Source organism: Paenibacillus sp. LC231, from assembly GCF_001860525.1.
GTDB lineage: Bacteria > Bacillota > Bacilli > Paenibacillales > Paenibacillaceae > Paenibacillus_AQ.
In genome coordinates this window covers 66,152-89,601 of the sequence record NZ_JFOM01000019.1, presented here as the reverse complement: position 1 = coordinate 89,601, position 23,450 = coordinate 66,152, and the positions used below count along the sequence as shown (strand labels likewise).

Here is a 23,450-nt window from a genome sequence, read left to right as displayed (position 1 = left end):
ATATTGAATACTACAATACCAAACGGTTAAAGGCAAAATTAAAAATGAGTCCGGTACAGTACCGAACTCATTTTGAGAAAGCTGCCTAATGAAATAACCGTGTCTAACTTTTGGGGGTCACTTCATTATCGCGACTTTGAATGCTAAGTGTGTATATCCTCGTAGAAATGAAATTTCTTCCTGCAGCTCACCAAACATGATTCCGGACTACCTCTCTCAATTATTGGCGTTTGAATGTGTTGTGGTCTGCTGCTCTAAAACTTATTCTTGAGTTTGCCGGAACCTGCCAATGCCCGTTATCTCCCCACATCAATACTTTTCGACTTGATCGCTTCGTCTCCTAGGCTCGCGATCTCCTTGAGCTTCGACAACTTCAACAACCGACGACAGGAACGCTAGCGCCAATCCTTGTCCCCAGCCTTGTGCCCATTTCCGGTCAATGCCGAGATATCCTTCGATGTCGTTCATGACCGCCGTTCCCCCGGACACGTTCAGAACCCGTCCGTTATCCGCTATATTGGCGAGAATGCCGGCCAAGGCTTTTCTCACATATTTCGCGTGCAGCGGATTGCCCTGCATCACCATCGCTGCTGCAATACCCGCTGTAGCCGATACTTCGCCGTAAGCTTCCGGGTAATCGAGCACGGTGCCCCACAGACCGTCCTCATGCTGCATCCGTTTAATTGCCGCCAACTGGTCGCGTAAGGAGCTCCATATGTGCATCATGGGAGGATAAAGATAGCCTTCCGGCAGCCCTCTTGCCGCTCGGGACATCGTATAGGCTGCCCAGGCGTTGGCGCGCGCCCAATGAATGCCGGACATATGATCCTTTTTGACATGGTTATAGCCATGGTACCACAGCCCGGAATCCTCATCTTGCAAGTAATGAATATGCCGTTCGAATTGATGGAGCGCGTCGTCGATGAGCGCCTTCTTCCCGAGGAGTACGCCGACCCGAAGCTCCAAAAATGCCGCCATGAACAAAGTATCCGCCCAGCACTGCTCCGGAAAGTCATTGTTAGCCGACACCGTATGCTGAAGGACCCGGTCACCGAATCGCAAAGCATGATGCTCCAAATAATCAATCTTGCTTAAAATGAGATCCAGATATTTTTGATCCTTCGTCTGTTCATACAGGGTCAGCAGCATATGCCCCATCGCACAGGTGTTCACGGTCCATCCTTCCGGAATGCCCGCCTCTAAGTACTCCTCCACCCAATCGATCATCTGTTCCAGGTAAGCTTGCTCGCCAGTCACCTCGAACAGTCGGCTTATCCCATAGAATGCGACACCGCCCGGCCAGTCCCACGTCAAATCCATCCCGAACGTATAATCTGCAACACGCTTGGCGGTTTGCTTTAAATCTTCTAAAGCGATATCTAGTTTCAGATTCATATTGCCCTCCGTATCATCCAGAGCCCCCGCTTTTTGGCAGGAGCTCGGAGTTTTGGTTTAGATATTCGTGATTACCGGAATTGACCTGCATCAATCGCTTTTTGCTTCTCGTCCAAAATCTCTTGATAGCCGGCGTCGAGGAATTTATGCTTGGCCGCTTCGTATTTCGCATCGAACTGGTCTGCTGGCGCAAGGATAATGTCGAGATACAGCTCTTGGAAGAGGTTGTTCAAATCCGCCTTATACTCGGTAACCTTCTCAAGGACTGCGGTGAACAGCGGATCCGGCGTCTGGTATGGTTTGGTCTCGTTTCGATATTGAATCATGTCTTCGACAATTTGCTCATAACCCGCAGGCGTCCAGTTATTTTTGTTAGCTTTAAGCGTTAGCTCTGGCGTTGCGAAGGATGGTGCTTCCGTTACAAGTGCCCAATAGTCCTTGTTATTGTTCTGAGAGAGTACGGATTCGCCCTTGAAATCCGGTTTTTTCACCGGCAAGCCATCGGAATCGAGCGTATAGTTCTCACCTTCCACCCCGTTCTGCAGGAACATCAGATTCTCCGCTTGGCTCATCCACTCGAGATACATCCATACAGCAGCACGCTCCTCTTCCGTCGATTCATGGTTAATTCCCATGATCAAGCCAAACGGCCAGTCGGCGCGTCCTTGGGGCATATTGCCCTCCGGTACGCCCGAGCCAGGGGGAAGCACGGCAAATTCAGCTTCCGGATTATTCTTCAACGTTGCTTCAAACGCATCGGTGTTATTGGTCAGGTACAAACCGTAGGTGCCCGTATTTCCCGCAACAAACTCGGCCTTGAGCTTGTTATCATCGTCGCGCAGATAGAACTCCTTATCGATAAGTCCGTTATGGTATTGATAGCTTAGGTTACGCAGCCAGGCTTCGGTTGCCGGTGTCGTAAAATCCGCAACGGATAGATCGGAATAAAGCGCGTGCGTCTTCGGATCAACCGGCCAGTCACGGAATCCGTAACTATAGTTGAACACGTTCCGTGTCAAACCGGCCCCGGCAACGCCGATTCCTTCTTCCTTCCATTTCATGAGCATTTCATTGTACTTCTCGAGCGAAGTCAAGTCCTCGATTTTCATTCCTACTTTCTCAACCCAGTCTTTACGAATGATATTGACAAAGTTGCTGAAATCAGGACGAGCAGCGAAGAAGAAGGTGTTTTTTTCGTCAACGACGCCGTATTGCAGAATCGTCTCGCTCAAATTGCTCCAATAGGTTGGGGCATAGTGCTCAATCTCTTGCCAGTCCAGCTCCTGCATAACACCTTCTCCATAGTATGCAAGCGCTTGCGGCATGTCGTAGTGGAAAATGATATCCGGCGCCTTGCCGGCTGCGAGCAGCTGCTGATAAGTCGTAACTTCGTTGGTACGAGCGATCGGCGTGAACTTGACCTCGATATTGTATTTGTCGCCGAATTCCTTCTGAATCCAGCGTGTATAGTAGTTGTCGGTGACGTTCCAGCCTTCGAACGCACGCTCATATACTGGAATTTCGAGTGTAACTCTTTCCGGGAAACCTTGCGAGTAATCGGGATAGCTGCCTTCGGCGTTTTGGCTTGGAGAAGTCCCCTCATTCGTTGGAGAAGGCTCCTTCTCACCATTCGTACTGCTCCCCGTGCAGCCGGCCATAAGACTGGCAATGAAGATTAAAGCCATGAACAAAGACATGATTTTCGTTTTCGGTTTGCTCATCGTATATCCCCCTTAACATCCTCATAATATCGATGCAAAAGAATCTGGAAACGCTATTCCTTGATAGCCCCAAGCATGACTCCTTGAACAAAATACTTTTGAATGAACGGATAGACACAAATGATCGGTAATGTTGCAAAAACGACGCATGCTGCTTTGAGCACTTCAGGATTGCTGAGCGAGACTTGCGTCATCTCTAGCTGAAAGCTCTCGCTGGCCTGAACCACCAGGTAATATAGTTTCAACTGCAGCGGCCGCAGATCGACATTATGCTTAATATAGAATAGGGCGTCCTGATAAGCGTTCCAGCGTCCGACCGCGTAAAAAAGGGACAATGTCGCTAGAATCGGCTTGGAGAGCGGAAGTACGATGCTGAACAGGATCCTGAAATGTCCCGCTCCATCCATCCGTGCCGATTCTTCCAAGCTCGCCGGAATATTGCTGGAGATCGAAGTCCTTAAGATCAGCAGGTTAAATGCGCTAAAGGATAGCGGTAATATAAGCGACCACATCGTATCAAGCATCCCCAGGCTGTTGATCAGCATATATTCGGGAATAATGCCGCCTCCAAAGAACATCGTAAACATAAAGATGAAGTTAAAAAACGAACGGCCTTTAAGCTGCTTACGGGATAGCGGGTAGGCTGCACATATGGTGACGATCATGCCGATCAGTGTGAACAGCACCGTAATGATTACGGATATGTAAAGAGACCTCAGAATACTCTGATCAGCAAAAACTTTGCCGTACGCATCCAGAGTGAACCCCGCCGGCCAGAGAAACACCTTGTTAGCGATGACGTAGGCGTCTTCGCTTAAAGATTTGGCAACGACATGAACGAATGGCAGCAAGCAGGCAAGTGAGGCAGCAATAAGTATGAGCCGTATTAGAATATCCCATATATCCAGTTTCCTGGTGCGGCGCACAGCGTAGCTCCTAGTGAATGTCTTCATCGCTTCCTCCTTTCTAAATGACTCCATCTTCACCCAATTTCTTGGCAACCCGATCAGCAATTAAGATAAGGACAAGCCCCACGACAGCTTGAAACAACCCGAGAGCGGTTGCTCGGCTGAAGTTGCCGCCTTCAATTCCCCAGCGATATACCAGAACGGGAATGGTCGTGGTGAACTCCGTGGTTGCTTTGTTCGCTAAGGCAAAGACACGCTCAAAGGAACCCGCCATCACGTGGCCAAGGTTCAAAATCAGCAATGTCACGATCGTCACTCGGATCGAGGGCAGAGTAATGTTCCACATTTTCCGCCACCGGCCTGCACCATCGACGACCGCCGCTTCATACAGCTCGGGGTTAATGCCGCTAATTGCAGCCAGGTAGATGATAGTCCCCCAACCCATACTTTGCCATACGCCAATAAAAATGTAGCTGATCAGCCAATTGACGTTCTCTTGAAGGAACGGGATCCGTGTTCCCCCCAGATTTGCGATCAGATTATTGATCATACCGGTTCCTTCACCCAACAATTGATAAGCGATTGCGCCGATAATGACCCAAGACAGAAAGTGCGGTAAATAAAGCAGAGTCTGATTCACGCGTTTGAAGAAAGCGTTCTTGACTTCGTTTAGCAGCAAAGAGAGTATAATCGGCATTGTAAAGCTAAATATAAGGTCCGACACGTTCAGCAAAAGCGTGTTGCGGATGGCGCGAGCGAAATCGGGCTTTGCGAATATATCCTTAAACACTTCCAGACCGACCCATTCGCTGCTCCAGAATCCGTGGGCAATCTTGTAATCCTTAAACGCAAGCACAAGACCGCTCATCGGCGCGTACTTAAAGACCAAGACAAACGCTAAAGGAATGAGAAGCAGAAAATAGAGCTGCCAATCCCGACGAAGATAATAGAGAGTTCCCTGTTTCTTGCCTGCGAAGGGGATTAAAGCGGTTTCATTTCCTGGTGCTGTATCTTGGACTTTCAAAATCTCACCTCCTCCATGCGTGATCTCCCCCCGGTTCATTTCCCTATCTCGGTGGCCCCGAGGTTGGATTTATCATATCGCCCCGTTCGTCCGAAGGTAAACGCCGAATATTGATACGCTGCAGCCACTATTGATCCAAATTGCAGCCGATCCGTTATTCCTGAGAACCCAAGAATCATTTTTGTCTATTTGAATCAAATATTGTCCCGCTCACGAGGTTTTGGATCTCTGCAGCTTGTAGCTGCTCGGCGGCATGCCTTCAAATTTTCGAAACAGACGATTGAAGCTTCGAACATTCATGTAGCCTACCTCGGATGCAATCTGTGCAATCGACAGGTTACTCTCAAGAAGCAGCTCTTTTGCCTTCTCGATTCGGAGCAAATTGAGATAGTCGGACAAGCTTTTACCCGTATGTTCATAGACAATTTTCCGCATGTAGGAGTAACTGATTCCGATTTGCTTAGCCATTTCTTCAAACACGACTTCTTCACGATAGTGCTCATTCAAATAATGGATAATTCGATCGGCATATTTGTTGGACCCGCCCGGTGACTGCGTAAGGTAGTGAACAATCTCGCTGTAAAATTCAATAAGATATTCTTCTAGCTCGTCAAGCGTATCAATAGAAGCAAGGGCAGCGTAAATGTTCCCCCGCGTCGAGAATATCCGCGCCGTGCTAACATTATTCTCCCTAAGGTGTTTAATGGTCACGCCAACCAATTGATGATAGATGAATAGGATATTATCGTAGGACACGTATTCGGCAGAACGGATTTCGTTACGAATGATTCTCAGTTCTTCGATGATGCTATCCAGATCGCTATGACCAAGGAAGTTCAGAATTCGTCTTTCGCTGTTAACAGGATAAATGTATTTTTTATCCCGCCCTTCTTCCTCCTTCCAGCACGTAATGCCGCCATTGCCGGCAATCATGCGCTGCTTGATCGCTTCCATCGCCTCTGCAAAGCGATCCGAGATCAGGCGAATTGAATCTGCGGGACTGCTTACGCCGATCGTTACGGAGTGCTCCAGCAATTCCGCCGCACTGTTCCTCATCATGTCTAAAGCCGCATAAATGGAAAGTCTATAGTTGTCATCTTCCTCCTGTCTGTAGTTGATCAGGATTGCGAAGTGGCCGTCACCATGATAGACGCAGCGCGCGTGAACATCTTTCGGGAATAAATCGTCACATTTGGAGATGAGCAAGTAGCGATGGTAACTGCGCGTTTCCGGATTGTTCAGGCTTATATAAGTTCGGTAACCGTCGATGGAAACGACGGCTACAAGAAAGTGCAAGTCCGGGAAAATCTCTTCCGCTTGTGGGGTCACTTCACCCCGCAGCAAACTATGGATGGCGTGGCTTTGGGCATCCTGCTCGCGGATACTTAGCAGCTTATAAAGCCCTTCTTCCTCTTCCTGCATGCGTCTGAATGCCGCCTCCAGAAAGACGAGCTCATTCTTATCTCGCACCCCCGGATTGACTCGGCCGCGTACCGTACGGACCAATTCCCTGGCTGGCTTGGATAACCATGTCGCAATAAATACGGTCAGTATGGACCCCGCAAAAATAATAACGATCGTAAGCAAAATGATACTTCTCTGCAAGGTAAGAGGCTTATTCATCAATTCGTCGACCGAGTAGATGCTTACGTTCGTCCAACCGAATTCTTTCGTAGAGGACCACGCATACAGCAATCGCTCGCCGTTAAGCTCGCGGAACATGTACCCTTCAGGCAATGCTTGCCGGGCGATTTTGCGAATAAACGGCTCCTCGTAGGCGTTCTTGAGCAATAAATCTTTGTCGTGATGAGAGATGATGGTACCGCTTGACTTCATAAGCAAATAGCCTTGCTTGCCTGATTTCGATGATTGCAAATACTGCTCGATTTGACTCTCCTTCAGATTGACAACGATCGTTCCGCGTGTAGCGGTTGACAGCCGGTTTAAAGGAAGTGCGAACGATAAGACATTAACGCCCGAATCGAGCTTGCGCGGATACCATACGCCGCGTATCCCTTTTTGCTCCATAAGCGCCTCGTTCAGCCAGTCGATGGACTCGTATCTGTCCAAGCTCGTTATGCCTCTGTCCGTAGAAATCGCGTAATTCGCGTCGTCCAGGTAAAAGAAAGATGAATACACCCCATCGACGCTCTGATTCAGATTCAACAATTCCTTGAGCACGGCCATCGCTTTGCTTACATTCATGTAATTCGTCTTAAGCTCTGCAAGAGACTTATAAGGACGGATTCGATCGAAGATGTCGGTGCCTCCTAGGCGCACCGTATTCTGGGACAAATTGTTCAAAGCATTCTCATTAAGCTCGCGATTGGCATTTAATTCTGCAAGCGAAGTTTCCGCAAAGGCATGCTCTGAATTCTGTAGAATCTGAGAGCTGCTATACCAGGTTAAAATTGCCATCGGAATGGCCATGATGCAAAATAGGATTAATGCCAATTGCATCATCATTGGAATTCGCTTCATTGGACCCCTCCATACCCATATTTTCTATAGAAAATCACTTATGTATTAAGATAACTAAAGCGCTTACATTTGTCTTCATTTTTATGTTTATGGTGGTTTAGTTCTGAGCCTCGTCTTATCTGAGTTTCCCATTATATGTTAAGTCAATCTTGTTCAACTCGTAAATCGTCACAATTGATATTCATTGTCAATATCTGATTCTCTTCGTATAAAGGATCATATCTTACCATGATGATCAATAATGGCATGCCTAATATTTTTCACTTATCCTACTCATTCCATGTTATTAAACTTGGTTGTTTTGCTGCCGCTCGAATGGCTTGGACTTTCGAGTTTATATTAAATTTATTTAGCTGTGCTAGAGTAAGTGCGACAAATTAAAGAGGGGGAAAAACCTTTGAGGAAGCTATTAAGCCCATCACCGATTGGGTCTCAACCAAAAAGGGATGTGGATTACAAGTCTGGTCTGGCTGATCGTTATGGTCGGTTTAAGCGCGGGTTCCATGCTAGGCGATTACAAAGCGACCAACTTCCAGTCACAAGCCTCCAGACTTGGCAACGAGATTGCCAGGGGTTTGAGTACAGACTTCTATATTACAGGTCCAGCCGGAATTGCCGGCGATACGATCAAGCTCTTCGAGCAGGCGGATTTTGATCTGCTACTTGCCACCATTGTCATCATTCTTGTATTATTGATCGTTATTTACCGTTCACCGCTGCTTGCCTTCATTCCTCTGCTTGCTACGGCTAAATGCTCATTCTGTTCTTCACGGATTTCCGTGATTATCAAAATTTTGCGCCGGTATTCGGTTTGGCTATGTTTATTATTATGCTCGCTTCCCCACCCTTGTCCCTGCCCTGTTCACCCTGTTTGGAAGGAAAGCGTTCTGGCCTAAGGTTCCTCACTTGGGTCAGAAAAATGAAATCAAACACGGTTTCTGGGGACAGTAGCCAAATTCGTGGTGAACAAGCCGCTGCTGACCGGTGGAATCGTGTGGCTGTCTTCATGATCATGACCGCCTTGAACGTATGCAACCTGAAATATGAATTAGACACCGTCAAGAAATTTCCCGAAAACTTGCCTTCGCGTGTAGGTTATGAGATCGTGGAATCTAAATATAACAATGGCGAGCTTGCACCCTCGACGCTTCTTCTGGAATCCGAGAACACGCTATCCGAGGAGCAGATCGATCAATTCCTGAAAAAGCTGGAGAATTACGAAGAAATCGACTCCGTCCGCTTGGCCGGCATCACGGAAGATTCCAAGGCAGCAAAGCTCAGCGCTGCCTTGACGATGAATCCTTATTCCACCAAAGCTATCGATATATTGAAAAGCTCCAGGGCCAGACCGACGCCTTTCTTAACGAGTTGTCTCTTCGGGGCAATGTTTACTACGGCGACGTCACAGCCAAACTAGTCGATGAACCAACGGTGACATTATCAAAGGTCATCATTCTGGAAACGGTTCTGATTCTCGTGCTGCTTGTTGCCTTGACCCGTTCGTTAAAAATGTCGATGTACATGATGGCCACCATCCTCATTACTTACGTGTCCGCCCTTGGCCTGGGCATCTTCCTGGTCGATATGCTGTTCGGGTACGAATCCATCAGTACACGTGTTCAAAGCTCTCATCCCAGGTATAATGTAAGGTATGGAGGAGTCTTCCGTGAAAATTTTAGTCGTAGACGATGATTACGATATCCTGCAGCTTGTGACCATCCATTTGAGGCGGGAAGGCTATACGGTTTTACAAGCTCATAACGGGAAGCACGCGCTGGAGCTTCTGGAAGAGTCGGAGGTAAACCTGGCCATCGTGGATGTCATGATGCCCGGGATGGATGGCTTTTCCCTGACTAGAATACTAACGAAAGAGCTCGACATTCCTGTCATCCTGCTGACCGCCAAGGGACAATTATCCGACAAGGAACAGGGGTTCAAATCAGGCTCCGAGGATTATCTTGTGAAGCCTTTTGAGCCAAAGGAGCTGCTGTTTCGGGTTGCCGTTGTTCTTCGCCGTTATGGCCGGGCAATGGAAAGTGTTTTGAAGGTCGGCAATGTGAAGATCAACCGGAACGATTTTGAAGTAATCATCAAGGATGAAACCATTCTCTTTCCTCTAAAAGAGTTTGAGCTGCTGACCATGCTGGCAGTACGGGCCAACAAAGTCACTCCCCGGTCCGTTCTTATCGAGCAGGCATGGGGCGAGGATTATCTAGGCAACGAGATGACATTGAATACGCATATGAACCGGATCCGCGACCGCCTCAAACGTTACAATGCTTCGATCGAGATCCAGACCATACGGGGCATTGGTTATAAATTAGAGGCGACCGAATGAAAACATTATACCGAGAGTTTATATCCACAACACTGCTCATTCTAGGGATCAGCATCCTCATCGGATTTATTCTGGCAAACGTCGTCTACGTGATATTTACCAAAGAAGAAATCACGCAGCAAAACATGGAAGTTGCCGAGCAAATCGTCCACGTTCTCGAGGAAATGCATGTATCGAGCCATACCGTGCACCCCTTCCTTGAGTCCGTCGGACAACTAGGATACCAGATTTATTTGGCTAACCGTTCCGGGGAGGCGTATTTTTTCGGTGAGCCTTTTGAGCATAGCCGACTGCCTGACCACACCATGGACCAGGTGTTAAGCGGCACGCCGTATATGGGGAAAGACGGCATATGGGATCAGCTCTGGATGATGGGGCATTTCTCCAATGATATTAGAAACACCGTCGGGCTCCCCCTTCAAATCGGAAATCAGACTTATGCTCTATTCGTCAAACCGGCCAGCAAAATCCTATTTTCCGATATCCATATGATGCTGGCGGGATTTATCGTAGCTGTCGCCATCGTGAGCCTATTGGGTGTAATCAAAATGACCAAACGGCTAATCCACCCCATCTCGGAGCTGTCCGAAGCGACGAAAGCGATCACCAACGAAGATTTTACGTATTCGCTGGATATCCATCGTAAGGATGAGCTGGGCCAGTTGGCTGAGAACTTCCTGCGAATGCAGCAGCAGCTGCAGCATAATGACGTCGCCCGGAAGTCCTTCATCAGCAATGTGTCTCATGATTTTCAATCTCCATTAATGAATATTCAAGGGTATGGAGACCTGCTTCTTCTTCCGAATCTGGATGAGAAGACGCGGCTGCAGTACGCGGGTATCGTGAGCGATGAAGCTAGAAGATTATCGAATCTGACCAAGCAGCTTCTGCTGATCACGTCCCTGGATCAATCCGGTTACCCGGTGAAAAAGAGCCCTCTCCGACTGGATCTGCAAATCAAGGAATCCATCAAAAAACATCAATGGAGTCTGCAGGACCGGAACCTGACCATCTCATACAAATTAGATAAAGCCGTGTTGTACTCCGATCGCGAGCTGCTGGCGATCGTGTGGGATAACTTGATAACGAACGCCATTAAGTACAACCAACCGAACGGCCATATCTTCATTTCCTGCACCACCACCGGAAACAAGATCATCCTCACATTCGAGGACACCGGTGTCGGTCTGTCGGAGGAATCCGCCAAGCAAGTGTTCGAGCGCTTCTACCGGGTGGATGCAACCCGCAAGAAAGACGGGACAGGGCTTGGCCTGTCCATTGTTAAAGAAATCGTCACACTATTAAACGGAACCATAACGCTCGAGAGCGAGCTTGCGAAGGGTACGACCTTCACCGTTATTTTTCTAATGGAAGGACATGATGAATCATGGAACAAAAATGGAGTTTACGGTTAATTCGATATGCAGCGCTGTTCGGCATTCTTGGAACCTATCTTGGTTCCAAAATGTCTGGCGAGATGGATTACTCCCTTCGTCCGATCCACGCCCACATTTTACTGGTCGGCTGGTTGTCGGTATTTGCTTGGGGAATCTTCTACAAGGCATACAAAGTAAGGTATAAGAAACTGGTTGCTGTTCACGGCTGGCTGGCGATTCTGGGGTCCTTCGGCTTAACGTTCGGAATGTGGATGTACAATTTGAATCCTTTTCAGCTGGACGACAGTTTGGTTTTGGTCTTGTTTATTGTGGGCGGTTCGCTCCTGCTGCTTGCCTTTCTGTTATTTGCCATCATTACATTTTTTACGGAAAAAGAACAACAATAAGCTTCTTCTAAATAGAAAACAGCCAATCCCTCTCAAAAAGAAGGATTGGCTGTTTTTCATTAGTGGATGCTGCGTAATTCCTTGAATCATCATGGATTGAATTATTGATTTCTATAGGAACAGTGCTTATTGTGTTGTTACGCAAACATCTCAAGGCCAAGGAAAAGGAGCAGACCGCTAACACTTGCATAAGCACTGAGGATGTGCTGTTTGGAATCTTTCTTATAGCGTCTTTCAACAACGGAACGGAAAGCGTGTAGAACAGCTACCACAAGTATAACGTCCTGATAAGCCGACGATCTCCACTCCCAAACAATCCTCATGAAGTAAAGGGCGGTTAGGGACAAAGCTATGATGATCAACTCCCCAATCAGATGAAATCGATTGATATGCTTATAGAGCAGCTGATTTGAATCGTTGGATACCTTGAGCTTTTTTTTGATCCATAAGTACCCGGAGACGAATACGATCGAATATAAAATGAGACTGAGTAAGAGCATGCTAAAGTCACCCCTTTCCAAAGTTAGCGGCCGTGCAACAGCTGGTATTCCCGTAAAGGCGGTTGCAACGGGTTTAACCGAAGCACCTGGACACAAAGTATAACTTTTGGCATTGCAGGATAGTAAGAGGAATATAATATTCTTAAAAATAAACTACCAATTAAAGAGGAGAAATGTATGGAAGAGAGTATGCTCTACATATTATCCATTATCGTCACTTTTATGTTTATTTCTATCGCCGTTTTTCAGGTGTTGCTCGCGCTTGGCTTGCCTTTAGGCGAATTTGCAATGGGTGGCTATTATAAAGTGCTGCCCTACAAATTACGGGTTGCAAGTGCTATAAACGCTATTATACTTCTCGTTATGGGAGTTGTTTTTTTGCAGCATACTAACGTCATCAATATCTTTAATGTTCTGCCTACGAATATTTTGGTTTGGATAATTACTGTATTTCTGGGATTGAATACGATAGCAAATCTAATATCCAGAAGTACAAAAGAAAAATATGTAATGACACCATTATCGAGCATTGCGTTTATATTGTGTTTCATGATCTCTTTATCATAAAGTTTTCAAAGCATACAGTTGCGAAATGATCCGGTCGAGTCTATCTTTGATGAGGATCGCCTCTGCATATCGGACAGGAATAGCTTCATATCCGTAGTAGATACCTGCCAATCCACCGGCAATAGCACCGATCGTATCCGAATCATCTCCTAGATTGGCCGCCTTTTGAACGACTCCTGCAAAATCCGACGTATGGAGCAAAATATGCAGTACCCACCGGAAGGTATGGACCACATAACCGCTTGCCGGGCAGTCCGGCTGTGCTTCAATGATGCCTTCGTATTCGCTACCCACCACCTCGGCCATGATGGCTGCTCTTAAATGTTCACCCTGCAAAAGGCGCTGCGCCATTCGGTTGTACATGACGCAGACTTCGGCACACCTTGGATCATAATGTGTCATCCGTGACTGCATGATGGTCACTCGGTCAATGTCCGCCGGATCCTTGTAGGCAAGTGCTGCAGGCAGGCATCGCATAAGGGAGCCATTCCCGCCGCTTTGCCCCATATCCATGTGCGCCACAAAGGCCGCTTCGAACCAGTCTCCCTCATACTTTTGAAAAACATGACGGATGATATTCCCGATGTCTTTGGGCCTCGAATGGTACCATTCCATGAAGAAACGCCCAATCGCCTCCATTGGCTCCCCTGGATTTTCGTGAATTCCTTCTGCCACGCACAGCGTCATCATCGTATCGTCGGTCACTTCACCCGCTTCCAGCTGCCACACCCCGCCGCCGATGATCTCCGTCAAATAGCCGTGCTTCTCCTTAATCTCCTTCACACTCATAAACTCCGTCGTTCCGCCAAGCGCGTCGCCTACTGCCACTCCATACAGGCCGCCTTTGATGCGGTCATATAATATATTGTCCATACAACCACCTCGTATCTGTTCATTAAATAAGAAATCAATCAGGTTAATTATAACAAAACGGACAGCGGTCATCTTCTAAATATAAAGAAACGGGCATCGGTAAATTAAAAAAACCGCGATTATCGCGACTTCGGCTGTGCAAATGCTCTAACCATCTCGATTCGTAAAGGTATTGTGCTGGAAGTTACCCCCCCCCCGGGAATGAAGAAGAGCCGACTATTTTTTTAGCCGGCTCTTCTTCACATAACCTTATCGATCGTGCGAGATTATGTCTCTTGTGCAGTAAGTACATGTTCCGGCGCTTTTTGGTTCATGATCGGCACCATGACGAGTGAGCCAAGAAGAAACAGTAATCCTGCTCCGCTATAGATCGTACTCAGCGAAAAGGCGTCTTTTAACGCGCCAGCGAAAGACATGGAAATGACCATCATGCCAACAAACATCGGATTCAGAACCCCATTCACCCGACCGACAATGGAAGCATGCGACCATTTCAGGATCATGGTGCTGATCCCGATATGAATGCAAGGAAAAACAAGCCCATTTAGAAATTGAACGGTCAGCGTGACCGGAACACTAGTCGAATACCCCACTATGGTTGTACAGACCGCGCCTGCCAGCATGCCGATGGCAAGAAGAACCTGCGGCGGAACCCGCTTCGCGAAGACGGCCACGATTCCGCCGCCGATGAGCATGGCTGCGCCATTCACCATTAGCAGATATTGCAGGAACTCCTCGCTCCTGCCCAGCCGCTCCGTTACGATAAACAGGTTGAGCGCTTGGGCTACGCCAACAGCGAGTCCGGCGAGAATAAACGCAAGTCCGAGCATGCGCAGCACTTGGCTTTGCCAAACATAGCGGAAGCCTTCAACGAAATCTTTACGGAATTGCCCTTTTACGGCGGCTGTTTGAGATTTCATATCATCCTCCGGCAGGCGAATCAGGACGAGCGCGGATAACAGAAAAACTACGCCCATTACAGCGATCGAGGTTTCAAGGCCAAACGTGCTGTAAACAAATGTGCCAAGCATAGGGCCAAGGACCATGAAGATGGCCATCAGCGATTGGAACAAAGCCATCCCTTGCTGCAGTTGTTCTTCAGACACGTGATACTTAAACAATCGCATACTTGAAGGTTGAGAGAACTGCGAAAGAATAGCTGAGATGAATGCGACAAGGTAGACGGATTGCCATGAACCGTAATGGATGGTCAGAAGCACTACGAATACCGATACCGCGGATAATAAATCGCACCAGATCATCGTTCGCTTTGGCTTCCATCGGTCCGCAAATGTACCTCCGATGAACGAAAAAACAAATATCGGGGCAAATTCTGCTACGCTGATTAGCGAAATAGCGTATGGATCATTATTGGTTCTATCCGCTACATACAGGAGGATAGCAAAATTACGTACCCAGATTCCGATCTGCAGAAGCACGCTTGATAATAAAATCGTCTGCAGGAACCGATTGCGAAGAAGGCTTGGTGCATTAGTGCTTGTGTCGTGCCTATTCAATCTTTTCAACCTCCAATTTGTCTATAAAAATGCCAGCTTGAGTAGTGGTATGTCTCTCCTTTCCAATCCTTATTATACGGACTCCATCATCGTTGACCTCCTCCTTAAGACTGAATTTACATATTCAAAATTCGAATCTACTTAGCACGTTAAGTACCATTTCATTCAACCAAAAAAGCCGCCAATAGCAGCTTTTGCATCCTAATTAAATCGGGTTCTTCTATTCGGAGGCTTTATACTTTCTGATTGAACCGGCGTTTGCCGTTAGCGTCAAAACATCCTTGCCAGATGCTCCTCAAGACGGTCTATGCTCTGTTCGAGGACCGTGTATAATAAATTTCCATGTGCCGCCCGGTTTCATATCAAACTGCTGAGTAGTCATCGTAAAACCTTGAGGCCCCCACCACTTCGACAAGTGCTCCTCTTTCGTCCAAGCATCAAACACGATCTCGCGCGGAGCATCAAGTATGCGGTTGATCACAATCTCGCATTCATCAACTTGCCTTTCCATTTTGTTTGCTGCATTATTTAGGTTCATGTTCAGCCCTCCGATATGATTTGACTTGTTGACAACTCCTGTTTTCGATCATAGCAGGTTATTCATTCATGCATTTCTTTCAGATTGCTCACTTCTATAACCCAATCGTCGAATTCGTTCAGGCCCGATTTGGAATTTATTTTCTTGTCCATATCGGCTGACAAAAAAAGTCGCGATTTCCGCGACTTCGTATATGTCCTCATCCTTGACCATGTCCTGCGACTTTCCTCACTTCACTTGCCTTCCTCATCGGCTGAGGGACCGTACATGCCCGGCACCGGAACATCAAGCAGCCGTAGATAAACTCCGAGCTGCGCCCGGTGGTGAACCATGTGGCTTAAACCGAAGGTGCGAAGCGCGATTGCACGCGGTTGACGCTGGAGAATATGGTCGCCGTTCCGCAAGGTCCATTCCTCGGCCAGCGATTTCTCGTCGCATTCGGCTAACAGCTTTTTAATCTGGATAACGTTCGCGTCAAATTCCTCCAGCACGTCTTCGCGTCTTTCCAATGCTTCCCGACGAGTGGGCACAGTTGAAAGATCGAATTCCGGGTATAGAATAATCGCGACTTGCCAGTTCAACAGGTTGACCAGATGCGTGGCAAGTCCCCCTAATGTCATTGATTTTACGTGGGGCTTCCAGGTCATATGTTCTTCGGGTAAGCACTCCAGGATTCGGCGCGTTTGAGCCAATTCATGTACGGCATCTCCGACAATTAATGGTTTCGTCATAGTTTCCCTCTCCTTCTTATATGGCAGACACAAGTGGGTTTAGATTACATTAAATATCTTCCCGTGATCGACTGCTCCGCATGGATGATCTTCGAAGGTGTGCCCTCGAATACCACTTGGCCACCCCGGCTACCACCGTCCGGTCCCATATCGATAATCCAATCCGCTTGACTGATCACGTCGAGGTTATGCTCGATGACGATCACCGTATTGCCTGCATCCACGAGACGGTTCATGATCCCAAGCAGGTCACCGATATCTGACATATGTAGGCCCGTCGTCGGCTCATCCATCACGTAGATGCTCCCTTTCTTATGCAGCTCGCTAGCCAGCTTGATCCGCTGGCATTCCCCGCCTGAGAGCGTACTGAGCGGCTGGCCGAGTGTAATATAATTCAGCCCTACATCACTCATTGCTTGCAGCTTGCGCACAACCTCTTTTAGTTCAAAAAATTCCAATGCCTGCTCCACCGTCATCTCCAGCACTTCTGCAATGGATTTGCCGTTTAATTTGTACTCGAGCACCTCTTCCTTAAACCGTCTGCCTCCGCATACTTCGCATGGCAGCTTCACGTTCTCGAGGAATGCAAGATCTGTATACACTACACCCAATCCTTGACAGTTATCGCAAGCCCCTTTGGAGTTGAAGCTGAACAAGCCTTGATTGACCTTGTTTGCAGAAGCAAACGCTTTGCGAACATCGTCCATTATGCCCGTATAGGTTGCGGGATTCGAGCGTGTTGACACGCCTACCGCCGATTGGTCAATGACAATCGCATCCGGATGATGGCTGAGGAATACTTCGTTAATCAGCGTACTCTTGCCCGAGCCAGCAACTCCAGTAACGACGGTCAGTACGCCGGTTGGAATATCTAAACTCACGTTCTGAAGGTTGTGAAGTGTGGCATCCTGGATAGATAGCTTGCCGGAGGGTTGCCTGCAATCTTGTTTCAGCTGCAGCGGCCGCTTCATATGAGTGCCTGTCAGCGTGCCTGCCTCCAATAAGCCTTCGAAGCTTCCTTCATATACGATCGTTCCGCCGCGGCTGCCGGCGTGAGGTCCTACGTCTACGATATGATCCGCCACCTTGATCACATCGGGATCATGCTCGACAACAATCACGGTATTGCCCTTGTCGCGCAGCTTCTGAAGCAATTCATTTAACCGGTGTACATCACGGGGGTGTAGGCCAACGCTGGGCTCATCGAAGATGTAAGTGACATCTACCAGACTGCCGCTCAGGTGCTTCACCATCTTGACGCGCTGCGACTCGCCGCCGGACAATGTGTCGGTTTCACGATCCAGCGTCAGGTAATCAAGCCCGATATCCACCAGATGCTGCAGCCGCTCCGTTAGTGATTTCACCATCGGCGCTGCGACCGCGTTGTCAATCTCCCGGATAACTCGAATGAGGTGACTGACCTCCATGGAGGACATTTCGGCAATGTTGAGTCCATTGATCCTGCAGCTAAGGGCTGCCTGACTTAGTCTGGCTCCGCGGCAGCTGGAACACGGGCCTTCTGAAATGTAGGGTGCAACAGCTTTTTGTGTGCGCTCGGACTTCGTCTTCACATCCTGCTTGATGTATTTGTTCGTGAACTTCTCAATGACGCCTTCTACTGTGATATTCGTTGCCTTGCCGGCGAAGTCCATCTTTACTTTCCTGGCCTTGGCGTACAGCAGCTGATCCAGTTCATCATCCGAATAGTCGTTCAGCTTCTTATCGAGATCAAAGTCCCCGGTCTGCACGATCATGTTCCACTCCCAGCCGTTCACCGAATAATCCGGGAGCATAATAGCCCCTTCGTTGAGCGACTTTGACATATCCAGCGCTTTGCTCATATCGACGCCTAATTTGCGACCAATCCCGTTACATTCGGGACACATGCCTTGCGGATCGTTAAACGAGAACATGTTCGCTTGTCCGACATAGGGCTGTCCCACTCGGGAGAAGAGAAGACGGAGAATGGGAGAAATATCGGTAATCGTGCCCATTGTGGAATGGGAACCGCCGCCTAGCCGCTTCTGATCAACGATTACAGCCATGCTCAGATTCTCGATCGCGTCCGCATCTGGCTGCGGATAGCGAGGAAGAAAGTTACGCACGAACATACTGAAGTTCTCATTCAGCAAACGTGTAGATTCTGCGGCAATCGTATCGAATACGATCGATGACTTGCCGGATCCGGATACTCCGGTGAATATCGTGATCTTCCGCTTGGGAATGCGCAAGGATACGTTCTTGAGATTGTTTTCCCTCGCAGCCGAGATTACGATATATTCCTGATTCGATTCGCTCATGGCTAACATCCTTCCGATCTTGGTTCAAACGCAACCTGTTTTGTAATATGAAGTGTGGGCTGAAGTGTGGTATGTATAAACATGTTCTAATTGGACACCATTTAGTGACACAATGATTATAGGAAACTATTTCGTGTCATGTCAATCCATAATTTTGCTCATATTGAATTTTAGTCAGGCATGCAAAATGGCCCTCCCTTGGGGGAAGGCCATCTGTCAACTATGATCGAAAGCACGGAACTAGAGTTGATCGGTCTGTGACTGTTTGCTTTTACCAGGTGCAAACCAACCGAGAAGGGCTATCGCCACCAAGACACCATAGAAGATTATGGTCCAGACTGTGCTATGTGGAAAATGGTGATCTAACACCCCAATATCTTCATGGGCTAAGGTAATCACAGCGAGCTTGACACCGACCCATGCCACGATCGCATAAGCCGTGGTCTCCAGCGCTGGCCGTTGAGCAAGCAGCTTAACAAACCATGTGGCTGCAAATTTGATTAGAATGAGCCCGGCGATTCCGCCAATCACTACAACCAAGAATTGTCCTCCGTCCATGCCACCGAAATCCGGAAGCGGTGAATCTGGGAGACCCAGTGCCAGAGCCACTGCAGCAAGTATGGAATCAATTGCAAAGGCGAGATCCGCAATAGCAATTTTGCTTACCGTTGGCCAGAAGCCTTTACCGGCAGCATCTTTCTTTATGTCCTCGCGAATATTTTTATTTTCCTTACCGAAACGTGCTTTGATGATGTGCTTTAATCCGAGGTATAGAAGATAAGCAGCTCCAATCGCCTGTATTTGCCAGACGTTCGCAATAAACGATATCGCAAATAAAGCCGCGAAGCGAAAAACAAAAGCCATAATAATCCCGTAATTGATCGCTTTCTTCTTCTGGTCCTCCGGTAAGTGCTTCGCGATAACTGCTAAAACAAGGGCATTATCCGCCGATAGCAAACCTTCCAATCCAATAAGAATTAGTAATGCCCATGCATACTCCAACCAAATTGATTCCAACAGTACTTCCCCTCTCTTATGTGCGATGTTCATGGGTAAACTTCTGGCTGAAAACATCTAATCTCCACTTTAAAGAGCAGAGGTTTTTCTCCAGTTTTGATTGTTCCATGACTCCCTTTCGTTATTACGTTGTCAAGTAACGCCTCGTTTCATTCATTTCAGGCCAAATTTTCACCCCCACGGTCAACTTGGCGACTTCCGAAGCCAGCATCAAAAATCCCCTTTTTAAAGGGGATTTTCCTATACATTCTTTTTTTGCTATTTTCGCCAAAAAGTTGTACAGTCAGCCTTATCCATCATATTGAACTCGATCATTTTCTCAATTAATGAGAAGTCAACCGGTCTTTCCCACCGGATACGTACCAACTCTTTGGTGTGATCATAGCCAGCCTGTACAATTTCATCAGAAAAATGCTGAATCACTACTCTTTCAGGTGCAACAGCCAAATGATGTTTGGCAATGCTAAAGCCAATGATAAATGTGCCGTGGTCGGTAAACATAGGCTGATTCCACGCCATTTTCGGCATTAATTGCGGGAATTTTTTAGTTACCCAAGCCAAAACCTCTTCCGTACGTTCACGATGTTCAGGGTTATCAATATGTGCTAAATATTCTGCAAAGACTTCCATGTTGTTCCTCCTAATATGAAAATGATGTCGATCGGAGAAGCAACTATATATTCTCAACATATACGATCCCCACACAATTCTAATACAAGAGGATTTTCTTATGCAAGAGAGTTTTTATTTCTCCCATTAAGTTTTTATTCAAAATATGAAGATATGTCTCGGTTTCTGCGCTTTTGTATTCAAATAGAAGATGACCCCATATTGCGATTCGCCTTTGTTATCATGGCCGATGTATCCAATTTGCAATTTAACGCCCATGATTGGCATCAAAAACGGAACCTAAGGGTAACTTAATGGTGTAATAAGATAAAAGTTCATTTGGCACAAAAAAGTCCGCATCCATTTCACAGGCAAGTTCCCTAGAAAGTTGTAGAGAGTCCGGCCCGGATTTCTTGTCATCCATATGTGCATCTTCTGACCTTTTCTTACATACCTATGAGAGAATACTCATGTTTTCAGGCGAAAGAAGGGATATCATGAAGACAAGATGGGGCGTGGCTTTGTTGTTGCTCTTTATGATCGCGGCAATGACGATTTACCGGCAGGTTCATGATCGTTCCAAAGTAGAAAACCTGTATACCGATGGGCAGCTTCGCATGGAATTACAAACCGTTCAATCTGTCGCAGAACCCATGAAAGAAACGTCCTTTCAGGTTTTCATTACCGAGCTGCCTGAGAAGCCCATTGTTAATGCCGATATTAAACTTAACCTCAAGATGCCCGATATGTTTTGTGGTGTATTCCCCGCCGAGATTGTCGAATCAAAGCCAGGTGTATACAGCGCAACGGCCGTACCTGTTATGCAAGGACTTTGGGAAGCAGAAGCGGTCCTTCGTTGGGAGGATCAAAATGTCACGGTGAGGACGTTGTTCAACGTTCGCTAGCCCTGCTTACCATAACCATGGGTGAATTCCCGGGATCCATCCGTTGGCGCTAATTCCTTTTAAAATGGAAAGCACCCCCATTAAAAAGGCCAGAAATCCGCCGAGTTTACGCATTCCTCTGCGCCACTTTTTCGTTAAACTGCCGGCCGACAGCGCCGTTAGGAGTAAAATGGGAAAAGTCGAAAGTCCAAATACCAGCATGATCAAGAGGCCTTCCAGACCAGATCCGGATGCCGCTGCATTCATGTGCATCGCATAGGTCAAACCGCATGGAAGAAAACCGAGCAGTAGGCCCGTTAGAAAAGTCGCAAACAACTCATACCGCTGACCAAGCCGTTCCAATTTCAGATGCAACAAAGAATGTCTCGGCAGATGCGCGTTATAAATGGGCAGTGTGTACCGACGAAATGTCCACAGCAGAATGAGCAGACCTCCAATGATGCTGGCCGCGCCTTGAAAACCAACAAAGCTGCCAGCCACATCCAGGAAGGAGCCCACCATCCCCATAAAGCCTCCGATCACCGTGTACGTAGTCACTCTGCCAGCGTTGTAGGCTAACGTAGAAGCAAGCGGAGAGCTGCTGGTTCGAAGGGCCAGAGAAGAAACGATCCCTCCGCACATCACCAGGCAATGCGGCGCCCCCATCAAGCCTGTCAGAGCTACTAACAGCAACCCGTTTCCCGTCCAGTCCATGTTCTCAAACCCCTTCCCGGCCGGACAATATACGCCGTTCTTCATAGGATCGCACATCCATTCATTGTATGAAGGTGCGCGAATATTAAGAATAGCTATTCTACTGAATCAGGTCCGAATACCGGCGCTAATTTTGAAGAGGACAATTGCTCGCTTAGACCAAAATATTCGCAAAAATTCATAATCATCGGATTCCATTTCGAAGGATCGACATAGTTTGAATGGGCATCCATAAGAAGATCTACCCCAACATGAACTTTATCAATGCGCACTTCAATGGCAACAAGTGAGCTTGGTTCTTCAAAAGGATGGAGCTTGACAAACCTGGCTTCCAGATGGACAGGGCATTCTTTCACACGCGGCGCTTGAACGAGCTTGGACGGAAGTGGTGTTAACCCTGCGACACCGAATTTATTCGCCTCAAACTGATACCCCCTTGCTGCTTTCGACTCAGGGACCGGGTTGCGACCTGTTAACAGGGTCAGACGCTCAACTGCGGGAATCAAGTCAATCGACGGGAGATTAAGCACGCACTCCCCTTCACGAATGATATTTTGAACAGTCTGAGACTTGCTGCTCATACCAAGCATGCATGATTGATTGAGCCACCAGGCTGAGGACATCGGAGCCAGATTGGGTGTGCCGTCTTCGTTGATGGTACTTATCAACACGACCGAAGTCCCGAAATAATGAATTTTGGGATGTATGACTTTATGCATATCAGATTCCATCTCCTCGTCGACATGATTTTTAAGTAATGTATCACAAGCTCGTTATTGGAGCATAGGGTTATGGAATAAGACCGCAAGATATAAAAATTGGATCACTATCATATCATTGATGATTGAAAAAAGCCGACCCTAAGGACGGCTGTTACAGGTCATATAGTAAGAGCAGCTTTCATCACTGGTTTGTTTGTTGCTTCTGCGAGCGCAGGGCCAGCAATAGAGCCACGGCGATGAGCACGAACGCGGCAAATGCCAGCATCGGAATGGTCAACCAACCGAACCAATTCAAATAGTCATTCAAGCAGGATACCGGCCCGCATGCGGCAATATCTGACTCTTTGGGGAGTTTTTGAATGATACTATGATATGTAGATATGCCTCCACCAATGATGACAAGGGGTAGGATATATGGGACGATGTGCGTCTTTTGCCGATATGCTGCGATTCCCAAGACAATGACTAATGGATACATGAAGATCCTTTGGTACCAACATAAGACGCATGGCGTAAAATGCCATACTTCACTAAGAAACAAACTTCCGCTAGTTGCCACAGCTGATACAGTCCATGCAAAAAACAGCCATACTCCCGTTTTATTCATTGTTCAAACGACCTCCCTTCTATTTTTGTTCTAGCCATCATACGAGATTTGGTCATATGTTTTCTCATTTTCTCTTAATTGTCTATAAATGAAAATGGCTCCTTCGGGCTATAGGTTCGATCTAGCTGGATAAATATTAACAGGAAGACAAAAAAGCCGCCAAAATTGGCGACTTTTTATCGAGTTCGAAGCCGAAGTTGTCCACATAAAAACATACGATT

General features: G+C 47.4%; 25 protein-coding genes and 1 pseudogene. 9 read left to right on the top strand and 17 right to left on the bottom strand.

What is annotated here, in order from left to right; all coding sequences use genetic code 11:
* Nucleotides 1–89, top strand: an 89-nt coding sequence (locus AK95_RS33470) for an IS3 family transposase (RefSeq protein ID WP_162487591.1), incomplete at its 5' end; no start/stop codon positions are given.
* Nucleotides 90–309: 220 nt separating this feature from the next.
* On the opposite strand, the gene AK95_RS15320 is transcribed toward AK95_RS33470, so the two are convergent.
* From AK95_RS15320 to AK95_RS15300, 5 genes are all read right to left on the bottom strand, one after another.
* Complete coding sequence (locus tag AK95_RS15320) at nucleotides 310–1,395, bottom strand: glycoside hydrolase family 88/105 protein (protein ID WP_071220827.1); 1,086 nt, start codon at nucleotides 1,393–1,395, stop codon at nucleotides 310–312.
* A 71-nt stretch (nucleotides 1,396–1,466) separates the two neighbouring features.
* Nucleotides 1,467–3,116 carry an extracellular solute-binding protein gene (locus AK95_RS15315; protein ID WP_071220826.1) on the bottom strand — a complete coding sequence of 550 codons (1,650 nt, stop codon included), beginning with the start codon at nucleotides 3,114–3,116 and terminating at the stop codon, nucleotides 1,467–1,469.
* Nucleotides 3,117–3,169: 53 nt separating this feature from the next.
* Nucleotides 3,170–4,069 carry a carbohydrate ABC transporter permease gene (locus AK95_RS15310; RefSeq protein WP_071220825.1) on the bottom strand — a complete coding sequence of 300 codons (900 nt, stop codon included), beginning with the start codon at nucleotides 4,067–4,069 and terminating at the stop codon, nucleotides 3,170–3,172.
* Between the two features lie 13 nt (nucleotides 4,070–4,082).
* A complete protein-coding gene (locus tag AK95_RS15305; RefSeq protein ID WP_071220824.1) occupies nucleotides 4,083–5,048 on the bottom strand; it encodes an ABC transporter permease in 966 nt (321 codons plus the stop codon).
* Nucleotides 5,049–5,258: 210 nt separating this feature from the next.
* A complete protein-coding gene (locus AK95_RS15300; protein ID WP_071220823.1) occupies nucleotides 5,259–7,529 on the bottom strand; it encodes a helix-turn-helix domain-containing protein in 2,271 nt (756 codons plus the stop codon).
* Nucleotides 7,530–7,975: 446 nt separating this feature from the next.
* Between AK95_RS15300 and AK95_RS34810 the strand changes: the two genes are divergently transcribed.
* From AK95_RS34810 to AK95_RS15275, 6 genes are read left to right on the top strand one after another with little or no spacing between them, the layout of a single operon-like run.
* Entirely contained in the window at nucleotides 7,976–8,425 is a 450-nt protein-coding gene (locus AK95_RS34810) for an MMPL family transporter (RefSeq protein WP_235613125.1), read from the top strand.
* Nucleotides 8,426–8,448: 23 nt separating this feature from the next.
* A complete protein-coding gene (locus tag AK95_RS34805) occupies nucleotides 8,449–8,946 on the top strand; it encodes a hypothetical protein (protein WP_235613124.1) in 498 nt (165 codons plus the stop codon).
* A gap of 14 nt (nucleotides 8,947–8,960) precedes the next feature.
* The gene (locus AK95_RS34800) at nucleotides 8,961–9,221 is read left to right on the top strand and encodes a hypothetical protein (RefSeq protein WP_235613123.1); all 261 of its coding nucleotides are present in this window, start codon (nucleotides 8,961–8,963) and stop codon (nucleotides 9,219–9,221) included.
* Entirely contained in the window at nucleotides 9,196–9,867 is a 672-nt protein-coding gene (locus AK95_RS15285) for a response regulator transcription factor (protein WP_071220820.1), read from the top strand. Before AK95_RS34800 ends, AK95_RS15285 begins: the two co-directional genes overlap by 26 nt.
* Nucleotides 9,864–11,282, top strand: a complete 1,419-nt coding sequence (locus AK95_RS15280) for a sensor histidine kinase (protein WP_071220819.1) — start codon at nucleotides 9,864–9,866, stop codon at nucleotides 11,280–11,282. Before AK95_RS15285 ends, AK95_RS15280 begins: the two co-directional genes overlap by 4 nt.
* Nucleotides 11,255–11,650 carry a hypothetical protein gene (locus tag AK95_RS15275; protein WP_071220818.1) on the top strand — a complete coding sequence of 132 codons (396 nt, stop codon included), beginning with the start codon at nucleotides 11,255–11,257 and terminating at the stop codon, nucleotides 11,648–11,650. The genes AK95_RS15280 and AK95_RS15275 overlap by 28 nt, the downstream gene beginning before the upstream one ends.
* Nucleotides 11,651–11,787: 137 nt before the next feature.
* On the opposite strand, the gene AK95_RS15270 is transcribed toward AK95_RS15275, so the two are convergent.
* Entirely contained in the window at nucleotides 11,788–12,150 is a 363-nt protein-coding gene (locus AK95_RS15270; protein WP_071220817.1) for a DUF4181 domain-containing protein, read from the bottom strand.
* A gap of 177 nt (nucleotides 12,151–12,327) precedes the next feature.
* On the opposite strand from AK95_RS15270, the gene AK95_RS15265 reads away from it, so the two are divergent.
* On the top strand, nucleotides 12,328–12,717 hold the full coding sequence (locus AK95_RS15265; RefSeq protein WP_071220816.1) for a hypothetical protein: 390 nt from the start codon (nucleotides 12,328–12,330) through the stop codon (nucleotides 12,715–12,717).
* Here AK95_RS15265 and AK95_RS15260 read toward each other — a convergent pair.
* The 8 genes and pseudogenes from AK95_RS15260 to AK95_RS34165 all read right to left on the bottom strand — a co-directional run bounded on the left by AK95_RS15260 (nucleotide 12,712) and on the right by AK95_RS34165 (nucleotide 20,726).
* Nucleotides 12,712–13,590, bottom strand: coding sequence for an ADP-ribosylglycohydrolase family protein (locus tag AK95_RS15260; protein WP_071220815.1), 879 nt, complete (start codon nucleotides 13,588–13,590; stop codon nucleotides 12,712–12,714). The genes AK95_RS15265 and AK95_RS15260 overlap by 6 nt on opposite strands.
* 266 nt (nucleotides 13,591–13,856) lie before the next feature.
* Nucleotides 13,857–15,107: an MFS transporter gene (locus tag AK95_RS15255; RefSeq protein WP_071220814.1), complete on the bottom strand. Its 1,251-nt coding sequence runs from the start codon at nucleotides 15,105–15,107 to the stop codon at nucleotides 13,857–13,859.
* A 319-nt stretch (nucleotides 15,108–15,426) separates the two neighbouring features.
* A pseudogene (locus AK95_RS15250) lies at nucleotides 15,427–15,645 on the bottom strand (SRPBCC domain-containing protein); the annotation flags it as partial.
* A gap of 233 nt (nucleotides 15,646–15,878) precedes the next feature.
* On the bottom strand, nucleotides 15,879–16,376 hold the full coding sequence (locus AK95_RS15245) for a DinB family protein (RefSeq protein WP_071220813.1): 498 nt from the start codon (nucleotides 16,374–16,376) through the stop codon (nucleotides 15,879–15,881).
* Nucleotides 16,377–16,420: 44 nt separating this feature from the next.
* On the bottom strand, nucleotides 16,421–18,676 hold the full coding sequence (locus tag AK95_RS15240; protein WP_071220812.1) for an ATP-binding cassette domain-containing protein: 2,256 nt from the start codon (nucleotides 18,674–18,676) through the stop codon (nucleotides 16,421–16,423).
* Between the two features lie 240 nt (nucleotides 18,677–18,916).
* Nucleotides 18,917–19,693: a TerC family protein gene (locus tag AK95_RS15235; RefSeq protein WP_071220836.1), complete on the bottom strand. Its 777-nt coding sequence runs from the start codon at nucleotides 19,691–19,693 to the stop codon at nucleotides 18,917–18,919.
* A 258-nt stretch (nucleotides 19,694–19,951) separates the two neighbouring features.
* Nucleotides 19,952–20,323: an iron chaperone gene (locus tag AK95_RS15230; protein WP_071220811.1), complete on the bottom strand. Its 372-nt coding sequence runs from the start codon at nucleotides 20,321–20,323 to the stop codon at nucleotides 19,952–19,954.
* 247 nt (nucleotides 20,324–20,570) lie between these two features.
* Nucleotides 20,571–20,726 (bottom strand): hypothetical protein, encoded by a 156-nt coding sequence (locus AK95_RS34165; protein WP_162487590.1) that lies wholly within the window; start codon nucleotides 20,724–20,726, stop codon nucleotides 20,571–20,573.
* Between the two features lie 73 nt (nucleotides 20,727–20,799).
* Between AK95_RS34165 and AK95_RS15225 the strand changes: the two genes are divergently transcribed.
* Nucleotides 20,800–21,207 (top strand): FixH family protein, encoded by a 408-nt coding sequence (locus AK95_RS15225; protein WP_071220810.1) that lies wholly within the window; start codon nucleotides 20,800–20,802, stop codon nucleotides 21,205–21,207.
* Nucleotides 21,208–21,213: 6 nt separating this feature from the next.
* Here AK95_RS15225 and AK95_RS15220 read toward each other — a convergent pair whose 3' ends face one another.
* From AK95_RS15220 to AK95_RS15210, 3 genes are all read right to left on the bottom strand, one after another.
* Nucleotides 21,214–21,900, bottom strand: coding sequence for a sulfite exporter TauE/SafE family protein (locus tag AK95_RS15220; protein WP_071220835.1), 687 nt, complete (start codon nucleotides 21,898–21,900; stop codon nucleotides 21,214–21,216).
* A 95-nt stretch (nucleotides 21,901–21,995) separates the two neighbouring features.
* Entirely contained in the window at nucleotides 21,996–22,619 is a 624-nt protein-coding gene (locus AK95_RS15215; RefSeq protein ID WP_071220809.1) for a flavin reductase family protein, read from the bottom strand.
* Nucleotides 22,620–22,803: 184 nt separating this feature from the next.
* Nucleotides 22,804–23,229 (bottom strand): disulfide oxidoreductase, encoded by a 426-nt coding sequence (locus AK95_RS15210; protein ID WP_071220808.1) that lies wholly within the window; start codon nucleotides 23,227–23,229, stop codon nucleotides 22,804–22,806.
* Between the last annotated feature and the right edge of the window lie 221 nt (nucleotides 23,230–23,450).

Bases quoted from the DNA above. Each gene is read 5' to 3' on its own strand.
- AK95_RS15320 (WP_071220827.1), bottom strand. From the start codon at position 1,395: ATGAATCTGAAACTAGATATCGCTTTAGAAGATTTAAAGCAAACCGCC.
- AK95_RS15315 (WP_071220826.1), bottom strand. From the start codon at position 3,116: ATGAGCAAACCGAAAACGAAAATCATGTCTTTGTTCATGGCTTTAATC.
- AK95_RS15310 (WP_071220825.1), bottom strand. From the start codon at position 4,069: ATGAAGACATTCACTAGGAGCTACGCTGTGCGCCGCACCAGGAAACTG.
- AK95_RS15300 (WP_071220823.1), bottom strand. From the start codon at position 7,529: ATGAAGCGAATTCCAATGATGATGCAATTGGCATTAATCCTATTTTGC.
- AK95_RS34810 (WP_235613125.1), top strand. From the start codon at position 7,976: ATGTGGATTACAAGTCTGGTCTGGCTGATCGTTATGGTCGGTTTAAGC.
- AK95_RS34805 (WP_235613124.1), top strand. From the start codon at position 8,449: ATGAAATCAAACACGGTTTCTGGGGACAGTAGCCAAATTCGTGGTGAA.
- AK95_RS15280 (WP_071220819.1), top strand. From the start codon at position 9,864: ATGAAAACATTATACCGAGAGTTTATATCCACAACACTGCTCATTCTA.
- AK95_RS15275 (WP_071220818.1), top strand. From the start codon at position 11,255: ATGGAACAAAAATGGAGTTTACGGTTAATTCGATATGCAGCGCTGTTC.
- AK95_RS15270 (WP_071220817.1), bottom strand. From the start codon at position 12,150: ATGCTCTTACTCAGTCTCATTTTATATTCGATCGTATTCGTCTCCGGG.
- AK95_RS15265 (WP_071220816.1), top strand. From the start codon at position 12,328: ATGGAAGAGAGTATGCTCTACATATTATCCATTATCGTCACTTTTATG.
- AK95_RS15260 (WP_071220815.1), bottom strand. From the start codon at position 13,590: ATGGACAATATATTATATGACCGCATCAAAGGCGGCCTGTATGGAGTG.
- AK95_RS15245 (WP_071220813.1), bottom strand. From the start codon at position 16,376: ATGACGAAACCATTAATTGTCGGAGATGCCGTACATGAATTGGCTCAA.
- AK95_RS15240 (WP_071220812.1), bottom strand. From the start codon at position 18,676: ATGAGCGAATCGAATCAGGAATATATCGTAATCTCGGCTGCGAGGGAA.
- AK95_RS15230 (WP_071220811.1), bottom strand. From the start codon at position 20,323: ATGGAAGTCTTTGCAGAATATTTAGCACATATTGATAACCCTGAACAT.
- AK95_RS34165 (WP_162487590.1), bottom strand. From the start codon at position 20,726: ATGGATGACAAGAAATCCGGGCCGGACTCTCTACAACTTTCTAGGGAA.
- AK95_RS15225 (WP_071220810.1), top strand. From the start codon at position 20,800: ATGAAGACAAGATGGGGCGTGGCTTTGTTGTTGCTCTTTATGATCGCG.
- AK95_RS15220 (WP_071220835.1), bottom strand. From the start codon at position 21,900: ATGGACTGGACGGGAAACGGGTTGCTGTTAGTAGCTCTGACAGGCTTG.
- AK95_RS15215 (WP_071220809.1), bottom strand. From the start codon at position 22,619: ATGCATAAAGTCATACATCCCAAAATTCATTATTTCGGGACTTCGGTC.
- AK95_RS15210 (WP_071220808.1), bottom strand. From the start codon at position 23,229: ATGAATAAAACGGGAGTATGGCTGTTTTTTGCATGGACTGTATCAGCT.